The organism is Trichococcus patagoniensis (assembly GCF_003051085.1).
In the GTDB taxonomy this organism is placed as follows: domain Bacteria; phylum Bacillota; class Bacilli; order Lactobacillales; family Aerococcaceae; genus Trichococcus; species Trichococcus patagoniensis.
Genome location: NZ_QAOM01000003.1, coordinates 14,926 through 32,158, shown reverse-complemented (window position 1 = coordinate 32,158; position 17,233 = coordinate 14,926). Strand labels below are relative to the sequence as shown.

Sequence of the window (17,233 nt, the reverse complement as noted above, 5' to 3'; positions counted from 1 at the left end):
TGCATAATCCGTGTTATAATTAGTTGAGCAAAAATGAAGGAGGAACTTTTTTTTTATGTCAATTGAAGTTGGGAATAAAGTATCAGGAAGAGTTACAGGTATTACAAATTTTGGCGCATTCATTGATTTAGGTGGCGGTAAGACAGGATTAGTTCATATTAGTGAGATTTCTGATACTTTCGTAAAGGAAATAAAGGACGTTTTGAAGGTTGGCGATGAAGTGACCGTTAAGGTTATGTCCATTGCGGATGATGGGAAGATTGGTTTATCCATCCGTAAAGCTGTGGACAAGCCAGCAGGGGAAGTTTCCAGACCCCAACGAGAAAGCAGACCTTATCAAAAAAGTACAACTCCTCGTCCAGAAGGTTCTTTTTCCAAAGGCAGAAAAGATTTCTCAGCCCATCAGGATAAAGGTCTTAAAAATGACTTTGACTCTTTGATGAGCGGCTTCTTGAAGGACAGCGAAGACCGTCTGACTTCCATCAAGCGCAATACGGAAGGCAAACGCGGCGGCCGTGGCGGCAGACGTGGATAGAAAACAGTAATTTCTAGAGGATGGGCAAAAGGGAAACCGATTGTCGCACCCTCTTTTTTGGTTTACGAGTAAAGAGAGCAGGGATATTATGCAGGAATATATTCTGCGTCTATGCAAAGAGTTGGAGCGCCAGCAACTTTGGGATAAAGAGAGCCGCTTGCTTTTGGCGGTATCCGGCGGTGCGGATTCCATGGCGTTGCTGGGGCTTGTCCAACAATTGCCGCCGGAATGGCAACCGCAGTTCGCGGTGGTGCATGTCCACCATCATCTCAGGGAAGAGTCAGATGAGGAATTTCGGATGGTCCAAGACTACTGTCAGAGCCAAGGGATACCATTTTTTGCCGAACACTGGGAAGAAGAAAACCATCCCAAGTCGAACCTGGAAATGGCAGCAAGGGAATTCCGCTATGCCTTCTTTGCCGATATGATGGAAAAATGGTCAGCATCCCACTTGGCGACAGCGCATCATGCGGATGATCAGCTGGAGACGATTCTGATGCGTCTGGTGAGGGGAAGCACGTTGAAGGGCATCTCCGGAATCGCTATGGCGCGGACTTTTGGACGTGGACACCTCGTTCGCCCGTTGCTGTCGTTCCAAAAAGACGAGCTCTATCAGATTTGCGAAATGGCCGGAATCCCTTATCGGGAAGACAGCACCAATTTAGAGCTGACTTTCACGCGGAACAGATACCGGAACAGCATCATTCCGCTGCTGAAGGCTGAAAACAACCAAGCATCGAGGCATTTCGGCAATTTTTCGGAAGATCTGCAGGATGTATTGACTGTCGTTCAACCTATTGTAGCCCAGTCGTTTCGCTCTTTGTTCAACAAGGTTGAAGCGGACTGGTTATTGGATCTGACCGGATGGCAAGCATGTGACGATTCCTTGCAACGGCTCGTGCTCAGTCATTTTGTGACGGAGCAGATGATACCTGCAGGGCAAGACTTCCGCAGAAGCCAGCTGACTGCCATCATGGATCTTATCGAAAACCAATCTCCCCAAAAGCAAATATCTTTGGCGGGAGGGTGGCAGGCCAGAAAAAGGTATGATAAACTTACTTTCTTATCCCCCGATTCAGTCAGGATCGATTTTTCCGATTTTTCTGAAGTATTGGAGCTAAATAAATGGGTAACCTTGCCTTCTCATGGTAGAATAGGATTATTTCATGGCGATAATGCGTTTTCAAAAGAATTGCCGATGAATGCTCAGATCGTTGGAATCAAGGACGAGTTGGCACTGATGCCTTTTACGGTGCGTTCCCGGCGTATGGGCGACAAGATAGTTTTGAACAAAGATCAGCCATTCACAAAAAAAGTGAGCCGGCTTTTTGTGGATAAAAAAATTCCGGATGAAGAAAGACGAAAAGCCTGTATCGTCACTGATGGCGAGGGACGTATTTTATGGGTGCCGGGCTATGCCCAGTCCGTCTGGTTGTCCGAGAATGACAAAGAACAAACGCGTTACAGATTGATTTACATTAAATAAATTTTTGAGGTGAAAGAAATGTTGCATCCTGATATCAAGGAAGTATTATACAGTGAAGAAGAAATCAGCGCAGTAGTCAAAGACTTGGGCGCGCAATTGACGAAAGAATATGAAGGGAAAAATCCATTGGTGATCGGCGTACTGAAAGGTGCCGTCATGTTCATGACCGACTTATCGCGCGCGATGGCATGCGATCTGGAATTGGATTTCATGGACGTATCCAGCTACGGAGCGGGAATGGAGTCAAGCGGAGATGTGAAGATCCTGAAAGATTTGGATACGACAGTGGACGGACGCGACTTGTTGATCGTGGAGGACATCATTGACACCGGCCGGACGTTGAGCTACCTGATCGAAATCTTCAAATACCGTAAAGCAAAATCCATCAAAGTGGTCACTTTGATGGACAAAAAAGAACGCCGTGTCGTGGATTTGGAAGCGGATTACATTGGTATCAACGTTCCGAACGAGTTCGTCGTCGGATACGGATTGGACTTCAACGAAAAGTACCGGAACCTCCCTTATATTGGGGTTTTAAAAACCGAAGTTTATGAGTAAAATCATTCGTTAAAATTGGTCAGATATGATATGATTAGTGAGATACCAGTATATTGTACTAACAAAAAAGATGAGACGTAAGATAAAGTCTGCGAAGAACGATATCTGACGAGGAGGTTCTAATGAAAAAAAATAATTTTCTTAAAAGCAGCGGCTTTTATGTGCTGATCTTCCTTGCGATCATTGCAGTGGTTTCGATGATTACAGGCGGCATGGACACAGAGACGAGCCAAGAAATTTCAGCAAGCGAATTTATGGATGCCTTGAACTCTGAAGAGGTGGATAGTTTTACGATCCAACCGGGTGCAGGCGTGTATGAAATCAGCGGTGAATACCGCACAGAGCAAGAACTGGAAGTGGCTGATTCATCCAGCGATCTACTGTTGTTTGATGATACGACCAGTACAACAACGAAGAATTTCACAACCAGAGTCTTACCGAATGACGAAACTCTGAAACAGATTACGGACATCGCCGAAACGACGGATACACAGATGGTGCCACTGGAAGAAGATCAGTCCGGCGCATGGATCAGCATCCTGTTCAGCGTATTGCCGATCGTCATCTTCATCTTCTTCATGTACATGATGATGGGACAAGCTGGAGGCGGGCAAGGCGGTAACCGCAATGTCATGAACTTCGGCAAAACGAAGTCTGAAGATGCCACCAAAAAACCGATGAAAGTACGTTTTTCTGACGTCGCTGGTGCAGAAGAGGAAAAACAAGAACTTGTTGAAGTAGTGGAATTCCTGAAGGATCCGCGTCGTTTCACGGCACTTGGCGCAAGAATTCCGGCGGGTGTTTTGCTTGAAGGACCTCCAGGAACAGGTAAAACCTTGTTGGCCAAAGCTGTTGCTGGTGAGGCCGGTGTGCCTTTCTTCTCGATTTCCGGTTCGGAATTCGTGGAAATGTTCGTCGGTGTCGGTGCCAGCCGTGTGCGTGATTTGTTCGAGCAAGCCAAAAAAGCAGCTCCTGCAATCATCTTTATCGATGAAATCGATGCTGTCGGACGTCAACGTGGCGCTGGTATGGGTGGCGGACATGATGAACGCGAACAGACACTGAACCAATTATTGGTTGAGATGGACGGTTTTTCCGGCAATGAAGGCATCATCGTAATTGCCGCTACCAACCGTTCGGATGTACTCGATCCGGCATTGCTCCGTCCAGGCCGTTTTGACCGCCAAATTTTGGTCGGCAGACCGGATGTAAAAGGCCGTGAAGCGATACTGAAAGTACATTCCCGCAATAAACCGTTGGCAAGCAATGTGGACCTGAAGGTTGTTGCGCAACAGACACCAGGCTTCTCTGGAGCAGATCTGGAAAACCTGTTGAATGAAGCTGCCTTAGTCGCGGCCAGACGGAACAAAACAAAAATCGATGCACTTGATGTTGATGAAGCGCATGACCGTGTCATTGCCGGTCCTGCCAAGAGAGATCGTGTCATCAGCAAGCGCGAACGTGAAATGGTTGCTTACCATGAAGCGGGTCATACAATAGTCGGTATGGTGTTGAGTGATGCGCGCATTGTCCACAAGGTTACGATCGTTCCGCGCGGTCGCGCTGGAGGATATGCAATCATGCTTCCGAAAGAGGATCGATTCCTTATGACGAAGGATGAATTGTTGGAACAAGTTGTCGGGTTGCTTGGTGGACGTGTTGCGGAGGAAGTTGTCTTCAACGTCCAAACCACAGGCGCCAGCAACGACTTCGAACAAGCTACCGGCTTGATCAGAAGCATGGTTACCGAGTACGGCATGAGCGAGAAGTTGGGCACTGTGCAGTATGAAGGGAACCATCAAGTATTCGTCGGACGTGACTACGGCCAAACCAAAGCTTACTCTGAAGATATTGCCTACCAAATCGACTCAGAAGTCCGTCGCATGATGAATGAAGCGCATATCAGAGCGCGTGAAATCATCGAAGAACACCGTGAGCAATTGAATTTGATCGCTACGAAATTGTTGGAATTGGAAACATTGGACGAGAAAACAATCCGCAGCTTGTTCGAAACCGGCCAAATGCCTTCGGACTCAAATTCAGAAGAATATCCAAGCGAAAAAGCGCAGTCTTTTGAAGAAGCCAAACGGGCTCTTGAAAAGAAAGAGGCTGAAAAAGTTCGTCAAGAAGAGCAGATGCTTGCTGATGACGAATCTGAAGATCCAGCTAACGTTTCATTACCTGCTGCTGATGAAAAAGCAGAAAATGAATCCGCCGATACGGAAGAAAAATAAAACAAATAGCGTTTTGCAAAAAGTCCGGGATGATCATCCCGGACTTTTTGTCATCAAAGAGCAACTCTGCAAAAGTAAGTGAGCAAAGTGTGGTTGCTTTCGTCCCGACCTATAGTAGAATGATAGAGAAACAATTTAAGAATGCGATGGAGGATTATATATGAGTGACTATTTGATTAAAGCTTTAGCCTATGAAGGACAATTCCGTGCCTATGCGATCGACGCTACAGCAGCGGTTGCGGAGGCTCAAAGAAGACATGATACATGGAGCGCCTCGTCTGCAGCTTTAGGCCGCACGATGGTAGGGACTTTGTTGTTGGCTGCTGCCGGATTGAAGAATGAGGAAAAAATGACTGTCATCGTGAATGGAGATGGTCTGGGAGGCCGCATACTCGCAGATGCAAATGGCAAAGGCGACATCAAAGCCTATATTGCAAACCCGAACGTCAACCTTTCCTTGAACGGCGATGGCAAACTGGATGTGCGTGCAGTTGTGGGGACGGAAGGCACATTGACCGTCATCAAAGATTTAGGGATGAAAGAACCGTTTACGGGGCAAGTTTCTCTAGTCAGCGGCGAATTGGGCGAGGACTTCACCTACTACATGGCAAATTCTGAGCAGATCCCTTCAGCCATCGGTTTGAGCGTGCTGGTGGACACCGATGATTCGATCAAAGCTGCTGGCGGTTTCATGATCCAAGTGATGCCTGACGCCAGCGATGAAGCCATCACGAAAGTGGAAAAGAATATCGCAGCCATTCCGTTAGTCTCCAGATTGATGGAAAATGGGGAAACGCCTGAACAGATTTTGACGCGCATACTGGGCGAAGAGAATGTTGAAGTGCTGGAGAAGATGCCTGTGCGTTTCCACTGCGATTGTTCCAGAGAACGTTTCAGTGAAGGGTTGAGTTCGATCGGCAAGACTGAGCTGCATGAAATGATCGAAGAGGATCATGGCGCTGAGGTTGTCTGCCATTTCTGTGGCGAAAAGTACCACTATTCGGAAGCAGATCTGCAAGAACTGGTGAAGGCCATTGATGAAAAGCGCGCTGCCAACATCTGATGTCGCCGGCGTTTCGCTTGTAATGCGGTTTTACGTAACCTACAATGAACGTAATCTATCCGTTTGACGGAACTGATCAGTAAAATCTATCTGAGCTGGAGGAATCGACATGGTAAAAATAGTCTCTTCAATTGCGAGTTTGATCGGGGAAACGCCGATAATCAAACTGAATAAAGTGGTACCCGAGGGTGTGGCTGATGTTTTCGTCAAGCTGGAATCCTTCAACGCGGGCGGAAGTGTGAAAGATCGCATCGCTTTGAATATGATCGAAGTGGCGGAAGAAGAAGGCCTTCTGAAACCCGGGTATACAATCGTAGAGCCGACTAGCGGGAATACCGGTGTCGGACTGGCTATGCTGGCGGCGGCAAAAGGCTATAAAGCCATTTTTGTGATGCCGGATACGATGAGCATGGAAAGACGCTTATTGTTGGCAGCTTATGGCGCAGAGTTGGTTTTGACACCTGGCGCTGAAGGGATGAACGGTTCGATTGCGAAAGCAAGGGAAATCGCTGCGCAACCGGATCACTTTATGCCGATGCAATTCGATAATCCAGCCAATCCGGCTGTGCATGAAGCCATCACCGGACCGGAAATCATCGAGGCTTTTGAAGGCAAGACGCCTGATGCCTTTATTGCCGGAGTCGGAACGGGCGGAACCGTGACTGGAGTCGGCAAGGCGTTACGCAAAGTCAATCCTAACGTGGAGATTTATGCACTGGAGCCGACTGATTCGGCTGTACTGAGCGGAAAGCCGAAAGGTCCGCACAAAATCCAGGGTATCGGTGCTGGCTTTATCCCATCAGTCTTGGACATAACACTTTACAACGGCATCGTCCAAGTCTCCAATGAACAAGCCTTCGAAATGGCTCGCCGTGTTGCGCAGGAAGAAGGCATTCTGGTGGGCATTTCAGGCGGAGCCGCCATCGCTGGTGCGATCGAAGTGGCCATCCGATTAGGAAAAGGCAAGTCCGTCTTGACTTTGGCGCCGGATAACGGGGAACGCTACCTGTCTACGCCTCTGTTCAGTGCACAATAACAAATGTATAAGAAGGACAGGCCGATCGGATGGCTTGTCCTTTTTTCTTATTGTTGAGGTGCAAAACGCAATCGGGCAAGATATTTTTCTTTTCTTACGGATTGTAAGATGATAGAATGGTCCAAGAGTTTTTCGAGCATCCAAAAAATGGATGAGATCACCATAAATAAATAATAAAGGAAGTAAAAAATGTATAAAATTGGTAATATTGAAATCAATAATCCGGTTGCAGTCGCACCGATGGCCGGAATCAGCAACGCTGCCTTCCGTGTCACCGTCAAAGAGATGGGCGCAGGTTTAGTCGTCTGCGAGATGATCAGCGATAAGGGCATCCAATTCCGTAACGAGAAGACTTTGCGGATGCTGCACATCGAGCCGAATGAATATCCGTTGAGCGTGCAGATCATGGGCGGCAACAAGGATACGCTGGTGGAAGCGGCGAAATATGTGGCGGAAAATACGGAAGCAGCCATCATCGACATCAACATGGGCTGTCCCGTCAGCAAAGTCATCAAGGCGGAAGCCGGAGCCAAGTGGTTGTTGGATCCGGGCAAAGTCTATGAAATGGTTTCCGCTGTCGTGGATGCCGTAGATAAGCCTGTAACCGTGAAAATGCGGACCGGTTGGGATTCCGATCATCTGTTTGCAGTGGAGAATGCCTTGGCTGCAGAACGCGCTGGTGCAGCCGCCGTTGCCATGCACGGCCGCACACGCGTACAGATGTATGATGGCAAAGCCGACTGGAACATCTTCAAGGAAGTCAAGCAAGCTTTGACGCGTATTCCATTATTGGGGAACGGGGATGTGAAGACGCCTGAAGACGCGAAGCGGATGATGGACGAAACAGGCGTGGATGGTGTCATGATCGGCCGGGCTGCCTTAAGCAATCCTTGGATGATCAAACAGACAGTCCACTATCTGGAAACCGGAGAGATGTTGCCGCAATCGACCCCGCGTGAGAAATTGGAAATCGCAAAACTGCACTTGGACCGATTGACCGATCTTAAGGGCGAAACAGTCGCTGTCAAAGAATTCCGCAGCATCGCAGGTTATTACCTGAAAGGCATTCCGCGTGCTTCAAAAACAAAAGCTGCGGTCACTTCTGCATCCAGACAACAAGAAGTTGTCGACTTGTTGGATCGGTTCATTTTTGAAATAGAAGAACGCGAAGCCTCAAAAGAAGCGCCTACATCCGAAAAAATCGAAATAAATAGCTAAGACGGCTTGATTTTTCACTCTTTTATTGGCAATATTAAGAAGATTATGAAACAAGTAGATTTAAGAACGGAGTGACCTCATTGAGTCAAGAAAAACATTCAGAAGAAATGAATGACCAATTACTGATTCGCCGTGAAAAAATGCAGACTTTACGCGAAGAAGGAATTGAACCCTTTCAAAATGGTTTTGTAAGAACACATTTATCCGCAACTATCCATCAAGATTTCGATGCTTTTACGAAAGAGGAAATCGAAGAAAAAGATGAGACCATCGTTTCAGTAGCCGGCAGAATCATGACGAAACGCGGCAAAGGCAAGGTTGGCTTTGCGCATTTGCAGGACAGCAAAGGCCAAATCCAGATTTACGTGCGCAAAGACGCTGTCGGGGAAGAGAATTATGCAATCTTTAAGCAGGCCGACCTCGGGGACATCATTGGCGTAACCGGGCCGATCATGAAAACCGATGCCGGCGAAGTTACCATCAAACCGACGCAGCTTGTGCATTTGACGAAAGCGTTGCGACCCTTGCCCGATAAATATCATGGTTTGACGAACGTTGAACAAAAATACCGTCAACGCTATCTTGACTTGATCAGCAACAAAGAGAGCTTCAATAAGTTCGTGCAACGTAGCCAGATCATCAGCGAAATCAGAACCTACCTGAACGGCCTTGGCTATTTGGAAGTAGAAACACCGACTTTGCATAACATGGCCGGTGGTGCAACCGCAAGACCGTTCATCACGCACCACAACGCGTTGGATATGGAATTGTACATGCGCATCGCATTGGAGCTGCACCTGAAACGCCTTGTGATCGGCGGCATGGAAAAAGTTTATGAAATCGGTCGCGTATTCCGTAACGAAGGGATCGATACAACCCACAATCCGGAATTCACGATGTTGGAAATGTATACAGCCTATACGGATTTCCACGATGTGATGGAAGTGGTTGAAGGCATCTTTGAGACGGTTACAACAAAAGTCAAAGGATCCTCAACAGTGGTCTATGACGGTACCGAAATCAACTTGGCCGGACCATATCCGCGCATCCACATGGTTGACGCAGTCAAATCCGCTACAGGTGTCGATTTCTGGGCACCGATGACTGACGCAGAAGCGCAAGCTTTGGCGGAAAAACACAATGTGCCGTTCACGAAAAACATGACGGTAGGGCACATCATCAATGAGTTTTTTGAAGCATTTGTGGAAGACACGTTGGTTCAGCCGACATTCATTTATGGGCATCCACTGGCGATTTCTCCATTGGCACGTAAAAATGAAGAAGATCCGCGCTTTACGGACCGTTTTGAAATCTTCATCATGGGCAAGGAATACGGAAACGCCTTTACCGAACTTACGGATCCGATCGATCAAAGAGAAAGATTCGAAGCGCAAGCGATGGAGAAAGAGCAAGGCAATGACGAAGCGCATGGCGTGGACGAAGACTTCATCGAAGCTTTGGAATATGGTATGCCTCCGACAGGTGGATTGGGCATCGGTATCGACAGATTCGTGATGATGTTGACCGACAGTCAATCAATCAGGGACGTCCTGCTGTTCCCGACGATGAGAAATCTAGAGATTTAACTTAAATGTGAGGGGGCTACCGCAATTGCGGTAGCCCCTTCTTTCTTGTTTTGAGATTCTATTGATGTATGGATAGCCCAGTTGCTGTGCCGGGCCCCTATCTCCGGTGAACGGGGCCCTTACCGGAGTACACCGGTAGCTAGCGGCTGCAACTCCGACGAAGTTGCTCTCGTTGGAGAACACAAGCAAAATGTGTCTGAATTCCGGCGAAGCCTCTGTTCACCGGAGCAAAGCGGCGAGGTGCACCCAAAAGGCATTCAGATCGCATGAAAAAAAATCCGAAAAAAAACAAAAAAATTGCAAATAATGCAATACAAAAGGTTGACGGTCAGAAATATACATGTTATGATTCATAAGGTGATTTTGTACACAGATTCCTGAACAATATCTTTCAGTCGTGCTGACTGGTGTATGATTGTCACAGAAAGAATAATAGGTCGAAATATTCGATTTATTTATTTTTTTAACTAAAAAGGAACCACCTGGATGTGTGGACCTAGATATCCCATCGAGGAAGGAGGAAAATCAATGCCTACAATCAATCAACTAGTGCGTAAACCACGCAAATCTGCTATTGTAAAATCAACATCTCCTGCTTTAGGAAAAGGTTACAACAGCTTCAAAAAATCACAAACAAATACAAACTCACCTCAAAAACGTGGTGTTTGTACGCGTGTGGGTACAATGACTCCGAAAAAACCTAACTCAGCGTTACGTAAGTACGCTCGTGTACGTTTGTCTAACTTGTTAGAAGTTACAGCTTACATTCCTGGTATCGGACATAACCTACAAGAACATAGCGTGGTGCTTATCCGTGGCGGACGAGTAAAAGACTTGCCGGGGGTACGTTATCATGTCGTTCGTGGCGCTCTTGATACAGCCGGTGTAGCTAACCGTATGCAAAGCCGTTCTAAATACGGAGCTAAGAGACCTAAGAAAAAATAATTAAACAATAAACGAAAAAAACAAAAGTTAAGGAAGGAGGAATTTGAATGCCTCGTAAAGGTCCAGTTACAAAACGTGAAGTAATGCCAGATCCGATTTACAATTCAAAATTGGTGACTCGTTTGATCAACCGTATCATGGTTGATGGAAAACGTGGTAAAGCTGCTACAATCTTATATAACGCATTTGAAATGATTAAAGAATCTACAGGAAACGACCCGTTGGAAGTTTTCGAACAAGCTATGAAAAACATCATGCCTGTTTTAGAAGTAAAAGCACGTCGTGTAGGGGGTTCTAACTACCAAGTTCCTATCGAAGTACGTCCAGATCGTCGTATGGCTTTAGGATTACGTTGGTTGGTAAGCTACTCTCGTCTACGCGGTGAAGATACTATGGAAGAGCGTCTAGCTAAAGAAATTATGGATGCTGCTAACAACTCTGGTGCTTCAGTTAAGAAACGTGAAGATACACATAAAATGGCAGAAGCTAACAAAGCTTTCGCTCATTACCGTTGGTAAAATTTTCTTGCAAGAATTTTTTCTTGCAAGAAATTTGCTTTATGGTTGTGTAAGTCACCATTTTTCCAATAAAATGGACTTGCAATTACTTTAATAAGAGAGAGGTGTTTGAAGAAGATGGCACAAAGAGAATTTTCTCTACATAATACGAGAAATATCGGTATCATGGCTCATATTGACGCTGGTAAAACAACGGCAACTGAACGTATTTTGTACTATACCGGTAAAATCCATAAGATTGGTGAAACCCACGAGGGTGCTTCACAAATGGACTGGATGGAACAAGAACAAGAACGTGGTATTACCATCACTTCAGCTGCTACTACTGCACAATGGAAAGGGTATCGCGTAAACATCATCGATACTCCAGGACACGTGGACTTCACTATTGAAGTTGAACGTTCCCTACGTGTATTGGATGGCGCTGTCGCTTTACTTGATGCACAATCAGGTGTAGAACCTCAAACTGAAACAGTTTGGCGTCAAGCTACAACTTATGGTGTTCCTCGTATTATTTTCGCTAACAAAATGGATAAAATGGGTGCAGATTTCTTGTACTCTTTAGACACTCTCCATGACCGTCTGAATGCTAATGCGCATCCGATTCAATTGCCGATTGGTTCTGAAGATACATTCAAAGGAATCATTGATTTAGTCGAAATGAAGGCTGAAATCTATGACAACGACGAAGGTACTGAATACCATGAAGAAGATATCCCTGCGGATTATCTTGAAGCAGCTGAAGAATGGCACACTAAATTAGTTGAAGCTGTTGCTGAAACTGATGAAGCTTTGATGGAAAAATATCTTGATGGTGAAGAGATTACGAAAGAAGAATTGAAACAAGGTATCCGTACTGCTACATGTAATGTAGAATTTTTCCCGATGCTTTGCGGTTCTGCTTTCAAAAATAAAGGCGTTCAATTGTTGCTTGATGCAGTTATTGACTACCTTCCATCACCATTGGATGTTGCAGCCATTACAGGTACTGACGTAGATACTGAAGAACAAATTGCTGTTCCTGCAAGCGACGAAGCGCCATTTGCAGCTTTAGCATTTAAAGTTATGACTGACCCGTTTGTAGGTCGTCTGACATTCTTCCGTGTATACGCTGGTACGCTACAAAGTGGTTCTTACGTTCAGAATGCCACTAAAGGTAAACGCGAACGTGTAGGCCGTATCCTACAGATGCATGCTAACCACCGTAACGAAATCCCAGAAGTATTTGCTGGAGATATCGCTGCTGCAGTTGGTTTGAAAGATACGACTACAGGAGACACTTTGTGTGATGAAAAGAAACAAGTAATCCTTGAATCTATGAATTTCCCAGAACCAGTTATCGAAGTTGCTATTGAACCTAAATCAAAAGCTGACCAAGATAAAATGGGTATCGCGTTACAGAAACTTTCTGAAGAAGATCCTACTTTCCGTGCGTCCACTAACCCAGAGACTGGTCAAACGATCATCGCTGGTATGGGTGAGTTGCACTTGGACATCATCGTTGACCGTATGAGACGTGAGTTCAAAGTTGAAGCTACAGTAGGTGCTCCTCAAGTATCTTACCGTGAAACATTCCGTCAATCAGTTCAATCTGAAGGTAAATTCGTTCGTCAATCAGGTGGTAAAGGTCAATTCGGTCACGTATGGGTTGAATTTACTCCTAACGAAGAAGGCGCTGGATTTGCGTTTGAAAATGCTATCGTCGGTGGGGTTGTTCCTCGTGAATACATCCCTGCAGTTGAAGCTGGTTTGAGAGACGCAATGGAAAACGGTGTGTTGGCTGGTTATCCTTTAGTTGACGTTAAAGCTAAATTGTATGATGGTTCTTACCATGATGTCGATTCATCTGAAACAGCATTTAAAGTTGCTGCTTCACTTGCTTTGCGTAACGCAGCTAAAAAAGCTGACCCTGCAATCCTTGAACCAATGATGGCTGTAGAAATTACAGTTCCTGATGATTATTTGGGAGATGTAATGGGTCATGTAAGTTCTCGTCGTGGACGTATCGAAGGTACTGAAGCACGCGGTAACGCACAAATCGTTAAGAGCAGCATTCCATTATCAGAAATGTTTGGATATGCTACGACTTTACGTTCTTCTACACAAGGCCGCGGAACGTTCTCAATGACATTCGATCATTACGAAGCAGTTCCTAAATCTGTTCAAGAAGAAATCATCAAGAAGAGCGGAAAAAATAGCGAAGAGTAATCTCGCTGGTGCTTAGCTTGTATATTGCTTTTTCGAGCACAAATCGGTATACTTTATACGATAGACGATTAAAGTCTAGACAAATTATAAGCACTCAATATGAGGAGGAAATGATTTAAAATGGCAAAAGTAAAATTCGACCGTTCAAAACCCCATGTTAACGTTGGTACAATCGGACACGTTGACCATGGTAAAACAACATTAACAGCAGCTATCACTACAGTTTTAGCTAAAAAAGGTTTCGCTGAGGCATCTAACTATGCTGCAATCGACAACGCTCCAGAAGAAAGAGAACGTGGTATCACGATCAACACTTCTCACGTTGAATACTCAACTGAAACTCGTCACTACGCTCACGTAGACTGCCCAGGCCATGCTGACTATGTTAAAAACATGATCACTGGTGCTGCACAAATGGACGGCGCTATCTTAGTAGTTTCTGCTGCTGATGGCCCAATGCCACAAACTCGCGAGCACATCTTGTTGTCTCGTCAAGTTGGTGTTCCTTACATCGTAGTATTCTTGAACAAAGTCGACATGGTTGACGATGAAGAATTATTAGAATTAGTTGAAATGGAAGTTCGTGACCTGTTAACAGACTACGATTTCCCTGGCGACGATGTTCCTGTAATCGCTGGTTCAGCTTTGAGAGCTCTTGAAGGCGACCCAGCTTACGAAGAAAAAATCTTAGAATTGATGGCTGCTGTTGACGAATATATTCCAACTCCAGTTCGTCAAACTGACAAGCCATTCATGATGCCTATCGAGGACGTATTCTCAATCACTGGACGTGGTACTGTTGCTACAGGCCGTGTTGAACGTGGACAAGTCCGCGTTGGTGACGAAGTTGAAATCGTCGGTATTGCTGAAGAAACTAAGAAAACAGTTGTTACCGGTGTTGAAATGTTCCGTAAATTATTGGATTACGCTGAAGCTGGCGATAACGTAGGAGCTTTGTTACGTGGTGTTACACGTGAACAAATCCAACGTGGTCAAGTATTGGCTAAACCAGGTTCAATCACTCCACATACAACTTTTACTGCTGAAGTTTATGTACTTTCAAAAGAAGAAGGCGGACGTCACACTCCATTCTTCACAAACTACCGTCCACAATTCTATTTCCGTACAACTGACGTTACAGGCGTATGTAACTTACCAGAAGGCGTTGAAATGGTAATGCCTGGCGACAACGTTACTATGACGATCGAATTGATCCACCCAATCGCTATCGAAGACGGAACTAAGTTCTCTATTCGTGAAGGCGGCCGTACTGTAGGCGCTGGCGTTGTAGCTTCAATCACTAAATAATTTTATTTCAAGATAAAATTTAATGCGATGAAAAAAATCCCGAGGGCTTCTGCTCTTGGGATTTTTTTTCGTAATACTAGGAAACTATATAATTTTTTGCAATTAAAAGTGCATCACCGCAGGTGTTTCACAGGTTTGCAAAGTGTTTCATGCGTCCAATAACGTTGGCTAGCTACACGGGTTAGCCCTTCGGAAATTAGATAAATCGGTCCTATTGCGCTCTACGATGCTCAGTTGCATGGGGACTCTTAGGGATTCATCCCTTAGAGCCCCAGTACAAGGTGACTGTAGGGAACGTTGCGGACCGATTTCCTAAATTTCTTTCAGGGCTGAACGAACCCGTTCAGCTTTTCTTATTCTGAAGAGCTTCTTCTAGGTAAAATAGTGGGCGGCGCGACGGCATGAGAGCGCAGCTCCGGTGAAAGATCTGCTCACCGGAGCACGCCGGTAAATATTGGACGCTACTCCGATGAAGACACCTTCATCGGAGTACGTAAACGGAATGCATCCTGAACTCCGGCGAAGCCTCCGTTCGCCGGAGAAGAGCGGTACAGATCGTAAGCATAGCGAGTAATATCAGAAAAAGGTATCGGATATCGACAAAAAAACCGGCTCATTACGAGCCGGTCCCTGCTTGCTTATTCGTTTGGATATTCCAAAGCTTTCTTGCCCTCATCCCCGGTGCTGACGCGGATGACGTTTTCCACATTATAGATGAAGATTTTTCCGTCACCGATGTTGCCGCTGTACAATGCTTTTCTGGCAGCATCGACTACCTCTTGGACCGGAACCGTGCTGACGACAACCTCGACACGGATCTTCGGCAGAAGATCGGCTTCGGTCTCAACGCCACGATAATAAGTAGAATGGCCTTTCTGCATGCCGTAGCCGAATACATCGAAAACGGTCATGCCTGTGATGCCGATGCTGTTCAGCGCTTTTTTCAGACCTTCAAATTTACTCTCGTTTGTGATGATTTCGATTTTGGTAATTTTGTTTTGAACATCGAAGCCGCCTGTTGTTGCGCCGGATGCTTGGTATTCCACAACCACTGATTTGTTCACGTCGTCAAGCGAAGCATTCGCGAAGGCCAATTCCTGATCTTTGCCTCCGAAAGTGCGCTCCTGGAATTTTTGGAAGGCCGTTCTCAATTCACCCGGCACAACCGATGTATCAGTACTTGAATAATTAGTTTCACTCAAAGCTACAGCGAGACTGCCGTATGCTGTTTCGCCATGGACTGCATAATCCAAACCGATTTCTTCTTCTTCCGCAGAGACACGTAGCGGCATGAATTGACTGATCAATTTCAACAAGAGAAAGGACATGATGCCGGCGTATGCAAGTACAGCCAAAATGCTGATGGCTTCTGCTACCAAAAGTGAGGCGCTGCCGTCGACCAAGCCGCCTTCTATGGCAGGATTGATGCTGCTTGATGCGAAGATACCTGTTGCGATTCCGCCCCAGATACCGCCGATACCATGGCAACCGAATGCATCAAGCGCATCATCATAGTCAAATTTCTTCTTCAAGACGGATACGCCATAGAAGCAGACGATCCCGCCAATGAAACCGATGGCTAAAGCTGAAATCGGGCTGACAAATCCGGCACCTGGTGTAATGGAAACCAGACCAGCGACGATCCCGCTGACGAATCCAAGTGCAGTCGGTTTTTTATGGATTACCCATTCGCAGATCATCCAGCTGATACCGGCAGTTGCAGCGGCTGTGTTTGTAGTGATGAAGGCATCCAGAGCAATATCGTTGATTGCCAAAGCACTTCCGGCGTTGAAACCGAACCAACCGAACAACAGTAGGCCAGCGCCGATCATCGTCATCGGAATATTATGCGGCTTGACTGAATCGTGGTTTTTCCTTTTGCCTAGATAAATAGCTGCCACAAGTGCTGATATACCGGAACTTATATGGATGACGCTCCCGCCTGCAAAGTCGAGTGCACCCAGTTCGCGGATCCAACCGCCATTCCCCCAAATCCAATGGGCAATCGGATCATAGACAAAAGTCGTCCATAAAAGGATGAAGGCGAGGAATGCGGGGAATTTCATTCTTTCCGCGATGCTTCCGGATATCAAGGCTGGGGTGATGATGGCGAATGCCAGCTGGAACATCATGAAGAGCTGGTGCGGAATGGTCGGTGCATAATCAATCGGTGCGAAGCCTACACCGTTGAGCAATGTGAAAGACAAATCGCCGAAAAATTTCGAATCGCCTCCGAATACAAAAGAGTAGCCGAATAATAGCCATTGGATGGAAACGACTGCGATGGCAGCGTAACTGTGCATCGTTGTGCTGAGGACATTTTTCTTCCGGACCATCCCTCCGTAGAATAGGGATAAAGCGGGCGTCATCATCATGACTAAGATCGTTGCGAGGAAGACGAAAGTTGTGTCTGCATAATTAATGTTCTCCATGTAGATTCTCCTTCTGTTGATATTTTTTTGTGAGTGATTACTTTGTGATGTTCCATACTTTACACCCTAGGAAATAGAAAAGCATCAAAATGATGACGACTTGCGT

Annotated in this window: 13 protein-coding genes and 1 pseudogene; 12 read left to right on the top strand and 2 right to left on the bottom strand. The window is 46.0% G+C overall.

What is annotated here, in order from left to right; genetic code table 11:
* Window positions 1-55: 55 nt before the first annotated feature.
* The 12 genes from C8U37_RS02425 to tuf all read left to right on the top strand — a co-directional run bounded on the left by C8U37_RS02425 (window position 56) and on the right by tuf (window position 14,695).
* Complete coding sequence (locus tag C8U37_RS02425) at window positions 56-535, top strand: S1 domain-containing RNA-binding protein (protein WP_108031681.1); 480 nt, start codon at window positions 56-58, stop codon at window positions 533-535.
* An 88-nt stretch (window positions 536-623) separates the two neighbouring features.
* Entirely contained in the window at window positions 624-2,021 is a 1,398-nt protein-coding gene (gene tilS / locus C8U37_RS02420) for a tRNA lysidine(34) synthetase TilS (protein WP_108031680.1), read from the top strand.
* An 18-nt stretch (window positions 2,022-2,039) separates the two neighbouring features.
* Window positions 2,040-2,579: a hypoxanthine phosphoribosyltransferase gene (hpt, locus tag C8U37_RS02415; RefSeq protein WP_086626898.1), complete on the top strand. Its 540-nt coding sequence runs from the start codon at window positions 2,040-2,042 to the stop codon at window positions 2,577-2,579.
* Between the two features lie 122 nt (window positions 2,580-2,701).
* Window positions 2,702-4,813, top strand: coding sequence for an ATP-dependent zinc metalloprotease FtsH (gene ftsH / locus C8U37_RS02410; protein ID WP_108031679.1), 2,112 nt, complete (start codon window positions 2,702-2,704; stop codon window positions 4,811-4,813).
* Between the two features lie 160 nt (window positions 4,814-4,973).
* Window positions 4,974-5,876 carry an Hsp33 family molecular chaperone HslO gene (gene hslO / locus C8U37_RS02405; protein ID WP_108031678.1) on the top strand — a complete coding sequence of 301 codons (903 nt, stop codon included), beginning with the start codon at window positions 4,974-4,976 and terminating at the stop codon, window positions 5,874-5,876.
* Window positions 5,877-5,985: 109 nt separating this feature from the next.
* A complete protein-coding gene (cysK, locus tag C8U37_RS02400) occupies window positions 5,986-6,912 on the top strand; it encodes a cysteine synthase A (RefSeq protein ID WP_108031677.1) in 927 nt (308 codons plus the stop codon).
* A 189-nt stretch (window positions 6,913-7,101) separates the two neighbouring features.
* Complete coding sequence (gene dusB / locus C8U37_RS02395; RefSeq protein WP_086626902.1) at window positions 7,102-8,130, top strand: tRNA dihydrouridine synthase DusB; 1,029 nt, start codon at window positions 7,102-7,104, stop codon at window positions 8,128-8,130.
* A 107-nt stretch (window positions 8,131-8,237) separates the two neighbouring features.
* Window positions 8,238-9,716, top strand: coding sequence for a lysine--tRNA ligase (gene lysS / locus C8U37_RS02390; RefSeq protein WP_108031821.1), 1,479 nt, complete (start codon window positions 8,238-8,240; stop codon window positions 9,714-9,716).
* A 528-nt stretch (window positions 9,717-10,244) separates the two neighbouring features.
* Window positions 10,245-10,661: a 30S ribosomal protein S12 gene (rpsL, locus tag C8U37_RS02385; protein ID WP_108031676.1), complete on the top strand. Its 417-nt coding sequence runs from the start codon at window positions 10,245-10,247 to the stop codon at window positions 10,659-10,661.
* Window positions 10,662-10,708: 47 nt separating this feature from the next.
* On the top strand, window positions 10,709-11,179 hold the full coding sequence (rpsG, locus tag C8U37_RS02380; protein WP_086626904.1) for a 30S ribosomal protein S7: 471 nt from the start codon (window positions 10,709-10,711) through the stop codon (window positions 11,177-11,179).
* Between the two features lie 117 nt (window positions 11,180-11,296).
* Window positions 11,297-13,387 carry an elongation factor G gene (gene fusA / locus C8U37_RS02375; RefSeq protein ID WP_108031820.1) on the top strand — a complete coding sequence of 697 codons (2,091 nt, stop codon included), beginning with the start codon at window positions 11,297-11,299 and terminating at the stop codon, window positions 13,385-13,387.
* A gap of 120 nt (window positions 13,388-13,507) precedes the next feature.
* Window positions 13,508-14,695, top strand: a complete 1,188-nt coding sequence (gene tuf, locus C8U37_RS02370; protein ID WP_086987318.1) for an elongation factor Tu — start codon at window positions 13,508-13,510, stop codon at window positions 14,693-14,695.
* 638 nt (window positions 14,696-15,333) lie between these two features.
* Here tuf and C8U37_RS14815 read toward each other — a convergent pair.
* Window positions 15,334-15,741 carry a P-II family nitrogen regulator gene (locus C8U37_RS14815; RefSeq protein ID WP_281257479.1) on the bottom strand — a complete coding sequence of 136 codons (408 nt, stop codon included), beginning with the start codon at window positions 15,739-15,741 and terminating at the stop codon, window positions 15,334-15,336.
* A 174-nt stretch (window positions 15,742-15,915) separates the two neighbouring features.
* Window positions 15,916-17,118 (bottom strand): annotated as a pseudogene (locus C8U37_RS02365) (ammonium transporter); the annotation flags it as partial.
* Window positions 17,119-17,233 lie beyond the last annotated feature (115 nt).

Excerpts from the sequence above, each read along its gene's own strand:
- ftsH (WP_108031679.1), top strand. The coding sequence starts at position 2,702 with ATGAAAAAAAATAATTTTCTTAAAAGCAGCGGCTTTTATGTGCTGATC.
- cysK (WP_108031677.1), top strand. The coding sequence starts at position 5,986 with ATGGTAAAAATAGTCTCTTCAATTGCGAGTTTGATCGGGGAAACGCCG.
- hslO (WP_108031678.1), top strand. The coding sequence starts at position 4,974 with ATGAGTGACTATTTGATTAAAGCTTTAGCCTATGAAGGACAATTCCGT.
- lysS (WP_108031821.1), top strand. The coding sequence starts at position 8,238 with ATGAATGACCAATTACTGATTCGCCGTGAAAAAATGCAGACTTTACGC.
- rpsG (WP_086626904.1), top strand. The coding sequence starts at position 10,709 with ATGCCTCGTAAAGGTCCAGTTACAAAACGTGAAGTAATGCCAGATCCG.
- dusB (WP_086626902.1), top strand. The coding sequence starts at position 7,102 with ATGTATAAAATTGGTAATATTGAAATCAATAATCCGGTTGCAGTCGCA.
- fusA (WP_108031820.1), top strand. The coding sequence starts at position 11,297 with ATGGCACAAAGAGAATTTTCTCTACATAATACGAGAAATATCGGTATC.
- hpt (WP_086626898.1), top strand. The coding sequence starts at position 2,040 with ATGTTGCATCCTGATATCAAGGAAGTATTATACAGTGAAGAAGAAATC.
- rpsL (WP_108031676.1), top strand. The coding sequence starts at position 10,245 with ATGCCTACAATCAATCAACTAGTGCGTAAACCACGCAAATCTGCTATT.
- tuf (WP_086987318.1), top strand. The coding sequence starts at position 13,508 with ATGGCAAAAGTAAAATTCGACCGTTCAAAACCCCATGTTAACGTTGGT.
- tilS (WP_108031680.1), top strand. The coding sequence starts at position 624 with ATGCAGGAATATATTCTGCGTCTATGCAAAGAGTTGGAGCGCCAGCAA.
- C8U37_RS02425 (WP_108031681.1), top strand. The coding sequence starts at position 56 with ATGTCAATTGAAGTTGGGAATAAAGTATCAGGAAGAGTTACAGGTATT.